9 protein-coding genes are annotated in these 11,881 nt (G+C 66.1%); 5 read left to right on the top strand and 4 right to left on the bottom strand.

What is annotated here, in order from left to right; all coding sequences use genetic code 11:
• Window positions 1-595 precede the first annotated feature (595 nt).
• The 3 genes from RWX87_RS05750 to RWX87_RS05740 all read left to right on the top strand — a co-directional run bounded on the left by RWX87_RS05750 (window position 596) and on the right by RWX87_RS05740 (window position 5,171).
• The gene (locus RWX87_RS05750; RefSeq protein WP_314688516.1) at window positions 596-3,235 is read left to right on the top strand and encodes a KUP/HAK/KT family potassium transporter; all 2,640 of its coding nucleotides are present in this window, start codon (window positions 596-598) and stop codon (window positions 3,233-3,235) included.
• 141 nt (window positions 3,236-3,376) lie between these two features.
• Window positions 3,377-4,243 (top strand): class II glutamine amidotransferase, encoded by an 867-nt coding sequence (locus RWX87_RS05745; protein ID WP_314688512.1) that lies wholly within the window; start codon window positions 3,377-3,379, stop codon window positions 4,241-4,243.
• Between the two features lie 76 nt (window positions 4,244-4,319).
• Window positions 4,320-5,171, top strand: coding sequence for an HD domain-containing protein (locus RWX87_RS05740; RefSeq protein WP_314688509.1), 852 nt, complete (start codon window positions 4,320-4,322; stop codon window positions 5,169-5,171).
• Window positions 5,172-5,238: 67 nt separating this feature from the next.
• On the opposite strand, the gene RWX87_RS05735 is transcribed toward RWX87_RS05740, so the two are convergent.
• A complete protein-coding gene (locus tag RWX87_RS05735) occupies window positions 5,239-6,444 on the bottom strand; it encodes an ATP-binding cassette domain-containing protein (protein ID WP_314688506.1) in 1,206 nt (401 codons plus the stop codon).
• Window positions 6,441-7,994, bottom strand: a complete 1,554-nt coding sequence (locus RWX87_RS05730) for an FtsX-like permease family protein (protein ID WP_314688504.1) — start codon at window positions 7,992-7,994, stop codon at window positions 6,441-6,443. The genes RWX87_RS05735 and RWX87_RS05730 overlap by 4 nt, the downstream gene beginning before the upstream one ends.
• Window positions 7,995-8,367: 373 nt before the next feature.
• Here RWX87_RS05730 and RWX87_RS05725 point away from each other — a divergent pair, with 373 nt between their 5' ends.
• A complete protein-coding gene (locus RWX87_RS05725) occupies window positions 8,368-9,741 on the top strand; it encodes an Nramp family divalent metal transporter (protein WP_314688501.1) in 1,374 nt (457 codons plus the stop codon).
• A gap of 161 nt (window positions 9,742-9,902) precedes the next feature.
• On the opposite strand, the gene RWX87_RS05720 is transcribed toward RWX87_RS05725, so the two are convergent.
• Window positions 9,903-10,691 (bottom strand): metal-dependent transcriptional regulator, encoded by a 789-nt coding sequence (locus tag RWX87_RS05720; protein ID WP_314688499.1) that lies wholly within the window; start codon window positions 10,689-10,691, stop codon window positions 9,903-9,905.
• A 288-nt stretch (window positions 10,692-10,979) separates the two neighbouring features.
• Entirely contained in the window at window positions 10,980-11,147 is a 168-nt protein-coding gene (locus tag RWX87_RS05715; RefSeq protein ID WP_314688496.1) for a hypothetical protein, read from the bottom strand.
• Between the two features lie 52 nt (window positions 11,148-11,199).
• On the opposite strand from RWX87_RS05715, the gene RWX87_RS05710 reads away from it, so the two are divergent.
• Window positions 11,200-11,881: serine hydrolase (locus RWX87_RS05710; RefSeq protein ID WP_314688493.1), on the top strand; the 682-nt coding region annotated here is incomplete at its 3' end.

Raw genomic sequence — 11,881 nt, 5'->3', positions numbered from 1 at the left:
CCGACGTCTTCGACCTCCCCGTGGCCGAGGTCGCCCGCGCCACGAGACGGACCGTCGGCCGCGTATACGGGGTGTGAGGCCAGGAGAGACGCCGGGGGAGAAGTCGCAGCACGCGCCGTGCTCCGTGAGGGGAGGCTGCGGGGGCTCCCGATGCGTCCGGGGCCGTCGCCCGAGCGCAGGCTCGTGAAGTCCCCCTATGAAGGCCTTTCCGATGCGTCCGGGGCCGCTCCTCAGTCGGTGCCGTGGGCTTCGCATCCGTGCAGATATTCGCCCCACGGTGCAAGACGGACATCAGGAAGTTGGTATAGGTATGTGCGACGTATACACTGTCCGCTGAGTGATATGTAAAGGAACCGTCAAGAACCGGCAATCCTTACGAGTCGTTCACGCGGAGAGGGTCTCCGCCATTGGAGGATACCGCATGGCGTCATCACGCGACCGTGATTCATCGTTGCCCGACGGCAGTGGCCGGACCGGGGACGGCAGGAATCGGCGGAGTGGGGGCAGAGGACTGAACCGGAGGAACCCGGTGGATCCGTCCCTTTCCCGCGACGATGGGAAGAACGGCGGGAAGCCCGCCCGGGAGGGGCGGCCCATCGAGACTCCGGCCCCGGCGCAGCTCAAGGAGCAGCTGCTCAAGGCCGATACCTTCACCAACGCCCCCAAGGTCTCGCGCCGAACCCTGACGAAGCAGGAGAGCGCGGAGATCGCCAAGCAGCAGGCCGAGGAGCGCGAGGAGGCCATCAAGCTCGCCGACGTGGCCAGCCACGGCCCCATTGGACGCTGGTGGACGCGTGTGCAGTCCGGTCCCAACCGCATCTCCTTCGGCATGGCCGTCGTGGCCCTCGGAGTCGTCTACGGAGACATCGGCACCTCGCCGCTATACACCGCCCAGACCTTCCTCGCGGGGCAGGGCGGGCTCGCCAACACCGACCGGACGGCCGTGCTGGGCATGCTCTCGCTGGTGTTCTGGTCGATCACGCTCATCACGACGGTCAAGTACGTGCTCATCGCCATGCGCATCGACAACAACGGCGAGGGCGGCATCTTCGCGCTCTACTCCCTGATCAGGCGCTACGGGGCATGGCTCGCCATACCGGCCATGCTGGGAGGCGCGGCCTTCCTCGCCGACTCGGTGCTCACCCCGGCCGTGTCCATCTCCTCCGCCGTCGAGGGTCTGCAGTCGATTCCGGTGTTCGCCCCCGCGTTCACCGAGAACCCCAACCTGTCGCTGATGATCACCATCGTCATCATCGTCCTGCTCTTCTCCGTGCAGTCGCGTGGGACGGAAAGCATCGGCAAGGTGTTCGGCAGCGTCGTGATGGTCTGGTTCGCCTTCCTGGCCGTCGTGGGCGTGTTCAGCCTCGCGGGGGACTGGAGCGTGTTCGCGGCGCTCAACCCGGTCTACGGCGTGCGCTTCCTGTTCAGTCCGCACAACGCCGCCGGCATAGCCCTGATGGGCACCGTGTTCCTGTCGACGACCGGCGCCGAGGCCCTGTACTCGGACATGGGGCATGTGGGACGCGGCAACATCTACTTCACCTGGCCCTTCATCAAGGTGGCCCTCGTCCTCAACTACTTCGGACAGGGCGCCTGGATGCTGCGCAACCAGAACAACAAGGCCCTGGCCGACGTCGACGCCCTCAATCCCTTCTTCCAGATGATGAACCCCGACGTGCGCTACTTCGCGGTCGCGCTGTCCGTGACGGCCGGCATCATCGCCTCCCAGGCGCTGATCACCGGGGCGTTCACCATGGTCTCCGAGGCCACCGGTCTCAACTGGATGCCTCATCTGCAGGTGCGCTATCCGGCCCGCACCCGTGGCCAGCTGTACATCCCCGTCGTCAACGGGGTGCTGTGCGCGGCGACGCTGCTCGTGCTCGCCCTGTTCAAGGATTCGGAGCACATCTCCGCGGCCTATGGTCTGGCGCTCACCATCACGATGATCACCACCACCGTGCTGCTTGCCGTGCACATGTGGTACCACCGGCGTCGTCTGGGCGCGGTGGTGTTCACGCTGGTGTTCCTGTCCATCCAGATCATGTTCTTCATCGCCTCGATGGCGAAGTTCCTGCACGGCGGCTGGTTCACCATGCTGCTCACCGTGGCGATCCTCGTCATCATGGTGACGTGGAACGACGGCACGAAGATCGAGCGCTCGCAGCGCCGTCATATGCGGCCCAAGGACTTCCTTCCCGCACTGGAGAAGCTTCATGGCGACTTCCGCATCACCTACTTCGCCGACAACATCGTCTATCTGACCTCCGATTGGGAGATGAAGCGCCTCGACACGGACATCTTCTTCTCCGTCTTCGCCGACCATCCCAAGCGCGCCCGCGCCTGGTGGGCCGTGTCCGTGCAGACGACCGACGAGCCGTTCACCCGCGAGTACTCCGTCGAGGACTTCGGAACGGACTACCTGTTCCGGGTGCGCATCCGGCTGGGGTTCAAGGTCTCCCAGTCCATCCCGGCCTACATCCACCAGATCATGCATGACCTGTCGAAGACGGGCGAGCTGCCGCGGCAGAGCTACGTCTACCCGAAGGTGGACGCGGACCCCGGCATCGGCACCATCCGCTACGTGCTCGTCCACAAGGCCCTCATGCCCGAATCCAACATCTCCGCCCGTGGCGCGCTCTCCCTGCAGGTCAAGTACGCCATCCGCCACGTGGCCGGCTCCCCGGTCAAGTGGTTCGGGCTGGCTCCCTACAACCCGCTGATCGAGATCCAGCCGCTGTTCGTCTCGACGCGTCGTCCCCCGAGGCTCCGGCGCGAGTCTCTGCGACCTCGGTCCGTGGAGTCCGGGGACGGCGGGATCCCCGTCGCCCCCGTGCGGGCGACGGAGTCGGCGGAGGGCTCGAGGGAGGTCCGCGAAGCCGCTTCGCCCGTCTCCTCATCCCTTTCCGACGAGAGCGGGGAGCCGGAGGATTCCGGCCATGTCATCGAGGTGTCGCGGTCGGAGGCCGCCCGTGGTGGTGGTCACCACGCGCTCCCGACGCGGCAGGGTCGTGACGACGAGCCCACGGAGCGGATCACCGACGTGGAGAAGGCCTTCGATCCGGAGAAGACCGTGGTCCTCCATCGGATCGAGGTCCCCGAGAAGGACGGATCCGACAGGCGTCTCGATGGGGGTCCGACTATTCCGCTCGTCCGGAACGAGGCCGAGGATCTCGATGAGAACGGTCTGCCGCCGTCCCGTCGCGGTCGGATGATCCGCGGGCGTCGGCACAGCTGACGCCCGGCGAGGCCACCCTTTCGGGGCCGTCCGGAGTCACGCCCTCCGGCGTGGTGTTTCCGGCTCATGCGACGTCATCGGATCAGCCTCATGCGGTCCGTGCCGCGTGAACGGGCGGGATGCCCGATACAGTGGGTCGGTATGTGCAGACTTCTTGGATACGCCACCGATGGACGCAATCTCAGCCTCAGGGAGGTGCTGGGCTCCCCGGCCGCCGATGCCTACCGCGGCATGGCGGAGATCCACAACGACGGCTGGGGCGTGTCCATGCTGGCCAGGCCCAGGCGCTCGCCCTACCGACGCGACGGAGGGGAGGCGTCCCCCGAAACCGAGGATCGTCTGTACCGGTCGACGGACGCGGCCGTGGACGACCCGGTCTTCGCGGGTCTCGCCGACGTCCCCGCCAGATCCGCCCTCTGGCATCTGCGTCTGGCGAGCTCGCATCTGCCGCTCGTCCTGGAGAACCAGCAGCCCTTCGCGGCCAATGGGCTGAGCTTCACCCACAATGGCGACATATCCGACGACGAGAACCGCAACATCGTCACCAACCGCGATTTTCCCGTGGACCGCTCCGTGCTGCTCTCGACGGGAGGGAAAAGCGATTCGGCGGTGTTCTTCGCCGTGGTCCTCGAATATGTGGGATTCGGCTTCGCCCTCGACGAGGCCGTCGCGCAGGCGGTGCGCGAGCTGCGTCGGACCTATCCGAAGTCCAGCTACAACTGCATGCTGCTCAGCGGTGAGGAGCTCATCATGCTGCGCGCCTCGGCCAGGCATGACAGTCCCGAAAGGATCGTGGAGCTCTACGACTCCTATGGGCGCGCCGACCAGGTCCGCGACTACCGGGTCGTACGTTACAGGCCCATCGTCGTCGACGAGGCGCAGGCAGGGGTCGTGGTGGCGAGCTCCGGGTTCCCGCAGCCGGAGGAGGAGGGCTGGCGGGAGCTCGAGAATGACCATATGCTCGTCGCCTCGAACCGCACCGGCCGCTTCCATGTGCGGGCGCTGTAGGACCTCGGAGCTCCAGGGACGCGGGAGGACGTCCGCGGAACGGGGCTGAGGGCTCCGGGTTCCTAGAATGGATCGCATGACCGGAATCATTCCCACCGTCGACCAGGTCGATGAGCTGCATCGTCGAATCTGCCCCTCCGAGGCCGCCTGGGACCTTATCCACACCCATTGCGTCATCGTCGCCACCATCGCCCGACAGCTTGCGCGGCGACGCAACGCGCTGTTCATGAGACGCTGCACGCTGCCTCCCGACGCGTCGGAATGGGGAGGCCGACATGCCGTCACATGCGCCGCCGATGACGCGTCCGGGGACGGGCGCATGGGGGTCGATGACGGCGTTTCGGCCTCGGAGGCCTCACCCCAGGACGTCGAAGGCCTTCACTCTCCGACGGAAGGATTCCTCGTCCCGCCGACCGGAGGCGTCACGGGCGGCACGATTCCCCCTCGGCTCATCGACGAACATCTGGTCGTCATCGGCGGTCTGCTTCATGACATCGGCACCTATCGCGTTCTTTCCTCGGACGGGTCCGAGGGCGGTCCGCTGCGTTTCGACGGGTCGCGCTACATCCGCCATGGCCTGCTCGGCTATGAGTATCTGCTGGAGCAGGGGGTGGATGAGTCCATCGCCGAATTCGCGCGCAACCATACGGGGGTGGGACTGACGAAGGAACGTGTGGAGGCTCAGGGCCTCGCCCTCCCGCCCGCCGACTACGTGCCGGTGAACCTCGAGCAGGAGACCGTCATGGTGGCCGACAAGTACCACAGCAAGTCGGTTCCGCCGCGCTTTCTCACCGCTGAGGCGTATGCGCGCAAGGCCGCCCGTTTCGGGGAGGACAACCGCGGCCAGTGGCTCGAGCTCGTGGCCGCCTATGGCGAGCCGGACGTCGACGATATGGCCAGGCGTTTCGACATGACGCTGAGCCGATAGGGGGATCGCCAGGGACTCGCCCAGAATGGGGTCGAGGGAGTAACGGGCCGATGCGGTCGCGGCCGGATCAGGACAGTTCGACGACCTGCTCGGCGCGGGTCAGGACGTCATCGTCCGAGGTGACGACGAGGACGCAGCGCTTGGGATCGCCGTGGGCGAGGTCGGCGAGAACGGACAGCACCGTCGAGACGCCCTCGGCGTCCAGCCCGCGGGTGGGCTCGTCAAGGACGAGCACCTCGGCCTCGCAGCTGATGGCCCGCGCGATGGAGGCGAGTCTGCGGTCCAGGGGGTGAAGATCGCGGACGGGAACCGTCGTCAAATCGGCCGCGGTGGCGGAATCGGGATCGGCTCCCGCGCTGACCGCCGTCTCGTCGATGGTCGCGCGATCGCCGGATTCGCCTCTGCCGAATCCGACCTGGTCGAGCAGCTCGCGGGCGAGCGCCGGCTTGGGCTTGAGGAAGGTGCGGTTGGAGGCATCCATGGCGTAGACGATGTTGTCCACGGCGTCCATGTCGTCTCGCAGGTCAAAGCCCTGGGGAACGACGCCGATGCGATGACCGCGCGTCTCCGTGGCGTCCAGCTCCAGAAGATCGGCGCTGCGGGATGCGACCGAGCCCTCGGCGGGCCGGACAAGGCCGCTGGCGAGTCCCAGAAAGGCCTGATGCTGTTCGGGGTCGGCATCGTCGACGGTCACGCCGTACACCGTTCCCGCATAGAAGGACAGAGTCACCTCGTCCAGCGGGCGTCTGCCGGTCTTCCTGTTGACGACGGTCGCGCCATGCAGCGCGAAGGTGGGGTAGGAGCGCAGCAGGATGTCGTCCTCGGCGGGAGCGCGCCGGCGTTCGGCGCGGAGCTCATGGTCGACGAGTTCCGTGGCGACGGCGTCCTCGTCGTCCCGGGAGGGGCTTTGGGTCGGCAGGGACGTGGCGTCGCCCTCGGCCTCGGCGGAATCCATGTGCGCCGAATCCGGCCGTACGGAGGTGGTCACGGTCGAGGACTCCGTAACGGCCTCCTCGCCCGTCGCGCGCTCCCCGTCGTCGCCTTCCGCCGCCTCGTCGGAGCCGGCTGCGGCCTCTGTGCCCTCGGTTTCTTCGGAATCGGCGTCGGTCGGCTCGCTGAGGGCGTCAGCCTCCGTTGCCTCCTCGACGTCGTCGTCATCCTCGAAGACGATGCGGAACGTCACCTTGGATTCGTCCGATGGGGTTTCCTGCCGGGAGACGCCGTCCATCTCCGAGGCGCCCTTCCCGGGGTCGTCCTTCTCCGTGTCGCTCATCGCGCGTCCTCCTCGTCGGTGTCGCCGGCATCGGTGCCGGAATCATTCGTATCCGCATCCGCGTCTGAGTCCGCCGCGTGCGGTTTGTCCGGTTTGTCCGGTTCCTCCGGACCATCGACGTTTCCGGCGTCGTCGGATTCAGGGTCGGCGTCCGTCGTGATCTGGGGGCCATCCGTGTTCTCCGCGTCCTGCCCGTCGACCTCTGCCTCCGCGTCGACCTCCGCCCCCCCGTCGGATTCGGCGGTGGGAGCCGCGCTGAACAGTGCCGCCCTGCGGAACGCCACCACGCGTCCCATGGCGATGAAGGACAGAAGCAGGCATCCGGCGAATCCATAGCCGATCATGCTCCACACCAGCCGGGCCCCCACGGGGGTGGAGTTGTCCGTCAGCGCGTGGCCGAGGGGACCGGAGCCGAAGCCGCCGGCGAACATCCCGAGCGTCAGCCCGACCAGGGTGGGGAGCAGCACCTCGAGCATGAACTGCCAGGCGATGCGTCCGCGGGACGCCCCCACGACCATGGCGACGCCGATCTCGTTCCTTCGCCGTCGCAGCGTCAGGACCACGAGGGCCACCAGCAGGATCCCGCCGACCGCCCAGACGACGATCCGCAGCACCCGCAGCACGTTCGCCAGCGAGGTCAGCGGCGCGATCTTCGTCTCGTAGGCCGTCAGGGACGGCGATGAGACCTCGTACTTCGACGGCAGCTTGGCCTTCTTGACCGTCTTGACGAACTTGGCATAGGCCTTGAGGCTGGTGAGCTTGAAGGTGATGTTGAGGTCGGGGATGGCCCATCCCTTGCCGCTGGAGGTGTCCAGCCCATTGATGGCGAAGGTGTAGTAGGCCGTGTAGATGGCGTTGTCGCGGTCGTCCTTGGCGAGCTTGGCGTCGCTGCCCGTGCCGGTTGCCGCGGCGGAGGCGTATTCGTAGATGCCGCGGATCTTGAGGGTGTAGGTCTTGGAGGCGTCGGTGGGGTTGGCGACCTTGATGGTGTCGCCCACCTTGAGGCCGTTCTTCTTCGCGAGGGCCTGGGAGATCAGCACGCTCGACTTGTCGGTTCCGGTGTAGTTCAGATGCTTGCCGGAGACGAGACGGAAGCGGCCGATGTCGCTGGCCTGGGCGGCCTCGAGGGTGTAGAAGCTCCGCCAGGTGAGCTGTCCGCCGGTCTTGTCGGCGGAGACGTCGGAGGATCCGCCGATCGCCTTGAGCGATGAGGTCTGCCGTACCGGGATGGTCTCGCTGAAGGTGTACGAGAAGCTGATGTTCGCCTTCTGCACCGCGGAGGCGTAGGTGGTGTAGTTCTCCCACGACAGATAGTTCTTCGTCCAGCTTGAATCGGCCCCGTTGCGCTTGGCCAGGGTCGTGGCCGTCGGGCGGATGATCGCGGTGGGCTTCTGCGAGTCGTACGTGGATCCCGTGGCCGTGTCATCGGCGGGGATGACGGCCGCAGAGAGGATCGTGGTGCCGACGACGACCATCGTCGTCACCACGATGATCCCGGTGCGCCATCCGTGTCGCGTCAGTGTTGCCCATGCGTTCTTGAGAACGAACATGCGGTGCCTTTCCCGTCTCGAAGCCTCCCGGCACGGCTTTGCGGTCGGGCATGACGAACTGCGTCCTGTCCATGTTATCTTGCACGCCTCTGACATACCCCTCCACGAAAGCTGAAAGGGGGCTGGAAGCGACGGCGTTCGGAGTGGTGCGGGGGAATGTTTCCGTGACTGCAATCGGCCGTTCGGGCAATGTTTCGCATGTTACGGGGTGTCGGACATATGGCCTGACTAAACTTCGACCCCTAGAACATGAAAGTTCGCCCTCTCGACCTCAGGTTCCGTGGACGTCGGACAGGGATCGCAGGGTGGAGACGAGACGGTTACGGAGATGGATGGCATGGAAGAGCCGGAAGGCGTCATGGATGGAGCACGGATGAGGTATCCGGAGGGGAAACGCAGACCGCTCATCACGACGGCCAACGGACCGTCTCTGGAGGAGATCAACGCCACGGTCCATGTTCCCGCCGCACCACGCGGATTCTGGCGCAGCCTGGCCGCCTTCTCCGGTCCCGGCGCCCTGGTGGCCGTGGGATACATGGACCCGGGCAACTGGATCACCGCCATCGGCGGAGGCGCTCGATACGGTTATCTGCTCATGTCCGTCATCCTGCTCTCCAGCCTCATCGCCATGATGCTGCAGTACATGTCCGCCAAGCTCGGCATCGTCACCGGCCTTGACCTCGCGCAGGCCACACGGGCGCATACGGGCAGGAAGCTCGGCATCGCCCTATGGATCAGCACCGAGCTGGCCATCATGGCCACCGACATCGCCGAGGTCATCGGCGGCGCCATCGCGCTCAACCTGCTGTTCGGCATCCCGCTGGCGCTCGGCGTGGCGCTGACCGTGCTGGACGTGCTGCTGCTGCTTCTGCTCATGCTCGTGGGATTCCGCAAGATCGAGGCCATCGTGGCCACGCTGATCACCGTCATCCTCGTCGTGTTCATCTACGAGGTGGCCATCGCCGGACCCGACATGGGCTCGGTGTTCGCCGGGCTCATCCCCAGTCCGAAGATCCTCGGCAACGGACAGCTCACCATGGCCCTGGGGATCGTGGGAGCCACCGTCATGCCGCACAACCTCTATCTGCATTCGTCGATCGTGCAGTCCCGCGACTACGACCGCGACGATCCGCGGCAGATCGACAACGCCGTGCGCTTCGCCACCTGGGACTCGAACATCCAGCTCAGCCTGGCCTTCGTCGTCAACAGCCTGCTGCTCATGCTCGGCGCGGCCATGTTCTTCGGCCATGGCGACGGGCTTGACACCTTCACCTCCCTCTACAACGCCCTGGGCGACTCCTCCATCGCCGGACCAGTCGCCAGCGGCGTGCTGAGCACCCTCTTCGCCGTCGCCCTGCTCGCCTCCGGACAGAACTCCACGATCACCGGCACCCTCACCGGCCAGATCGTCATGGAGGGCTTCATCTGCATGCATATCCCGCTGTGGCTGCGGCGCGTCGTTACCCGCGTCATCTCCATCATCCCGGTGCTCGTCTGCGCGATCGTCTTCGGCGGGCAGGAGGCCGCGCTGGACAATCTGCTCGTCTACTCGCAGGTGTTCCTGTGCGTCGCGCTGCCGATCTCGATGGTGCCGCTGGTGGCCCTCACCTCGTCAAAGAAGATCATGGGGAGGCACGCCAATCCGGTCTGGCTCGCCGTCATCGCGTGGATCGTCGTGGCTGTGCTCACGGCCCTCAACCTGCAGCTCGTCGTCCAGGACGTCATGCAGATCGCGGCCGCGTTGTAGCCGTCGCCGTATGGTCATCGTCATGCGGTAGCCGCTCTCCCTGGGAGCGGCTACCGGCGTTTAGGGGTTCCGGACGTGGCCGTTGGGGCCGCAGGACCTCTGAGGGAGTCGGGTCGTCGTAAACGGGATGGACGTCGTGCGATCCGGCGGTGCCCCTTTATCTATCGCGTCGCGGAGGGTTCGGCCATGCTGGAGCGGACGCCCGCATCCAGGATGCTGACTCTGATTTGCTTCGCCGCCGCGTCGGAGACGCTGATGGACCGCGTCATCGGGGGACGTTCGGATGTCTGCTGGGAGACGGTGGTTTCCGGTGACGAGGACGTCTTCTCGGAATCGCGGTGCAGGGAATGGATGGTCGTCACCCCGGAGAACGGTCGACGCGCCTCCACGCGGGCCTGCGAACCGATGCCGACGCCCTGCTCCTCGAGGAAGCGGAGCAGATGGGGGTCCTCATCGCTGACGCGGTCGATGCGGATGCATGCTCCGTCCGGGGCGTCCGCCAGGGGGATGGAGTCCGACTCCGGCAGCGTGCCATCCGCCCGGGGAATGGGATCGCCGTGCGGATCGGTGTCGGGATGCCCCAGAAGCGTGTCGATGCGGTCGATCATGAGGTCCGATGCCGCATGCTCCAGGGAGTCCGCCTCGGTGTGGACCTCATCCCATCCGTAATCCAGCGAACGGACGAGAAAGGTCTCGAGCAGACGGTGGCGCCGGACCATGGCCAGAGCGTAGCGCTCGCCCTCGGGAGTGAGCTCGATGGCGCCGTAGGGGTTGTGCGTGGCGAATCCTCCGGTCACCAGACGGTTCACCGCTCCCGACACGGTCGACAGCTTCACATGGACTCGTCGTGCCAGATCCGAAGACTGAACGGAGGCGCCGTCCCACTCCCGCAGGTCCCAGATCACCTTCAGATAGTCCTGTGCGTTCGGGGAGAGCTCGTGCAGTGGCATGGGAACCAGTGTAATCATCGGCCTTCGGTGTTTGTGCGGCCCCGGCGGGCATCCTGGCTGAGACGGCCCGTGCGGATGTGTTTGCCCGGGCCTGCGGATCCGCGTCCATGGTGCGATGGTGGGGGGAAGCGATGGCTGGGAGGGAACAGTATTCCGTCAAATGGCGCGCTGCCGGGGAATCTTTCGAAATATTCGCGCAGGCCGAGGAAATAATCCGGATGGATACTGGCACCTGTTGCCGTGGAGGTTGCCCCAGAAGGATTGCGATTCGCGGGGATGATGGGCCGTTCACACGAGGATGACGTTCTTGGCGGGCTCGGTGTGCCCATCGCCTCGGGGTTCGCTTTTGGGCACGGTCCTGGCGCCACGACCCTGCCATTGGACGTCCGCGGAAGCCTGGAGATCGGTGCGGATGGCGCCGTGCTCCGGTGCGGAGGAGTTCGGTGAGGGAGACATGTCCTGAAATGAAGCGTGAAGGCCCTGGCGGCTTTTCGGAAAGGAGTGGCAGATGCCTGTGATCAGTGACTACAGCGACGGCGTGGGCTCGGTGAGCTTCACGCTCCGGGATTCGTCCGGAAGGGTTCTGGCCTCCCGGGGCGGTGACGTCGTGTACTATGCGGCCTCCACCATCAAGCTGGCCGTGGCGATGGCCGTCATCGAGGAGGTCGAGGCGGGGGGACTGGCCTGGGATCGGATGGTGCCCTGCACGCACAGCTTCACGTCGGCCCGGGGAGGCGTCTTCTCCCTGGCGGAGGACCCGGACGAGATGGATGCGGAGCTTCCGCCCGACGGCACGCCGATATCGGTGCGCGACCTTCTGGAGGCGATGATCGACAGGTCGAGCAACGAGGCCACGAACATGCTTCTCGGTCTGATGGGCATCCCCAGGGTGCAGCGTCTCTGCCGTGAGCAGGGGATGCGACTGCTGCACATCGAACGGCAGATCGGTGATCTCGCCGCTCGGGATTCGGGCCAGCCCAACGAGGTGACCTCCGACGAGCTGTCCCTTCTCATGCTGCGGGGCGCGGGCCGCGGCTGGAACGTGGATCGTGGTGACCTCGCCTTCCTGCGCGGCGCACTGTCCCGTCAGCGCTTCGCCGTCATCGCCGACGTGCTTCCCGCAGGGGTCCCCCGGGGTTCCAAGTCGGGCTCGGTGACGGGCATCGAGCATGACGTGGCCTTCATCGGCG

It is taken from the genome of uncultured Bifidobacterium sp., from assembly GCF_963540075.1.
In the GTDB taxonomy this organism is placed as follows: Bacteria; Actinomycetota; Actinomycetes; order Actinomycetales; family Bifidobacteriaceae; genus Bifidobacterium.
This window is presented reverse-complemented; position numbering and strand designations above follow the sequence as displayed.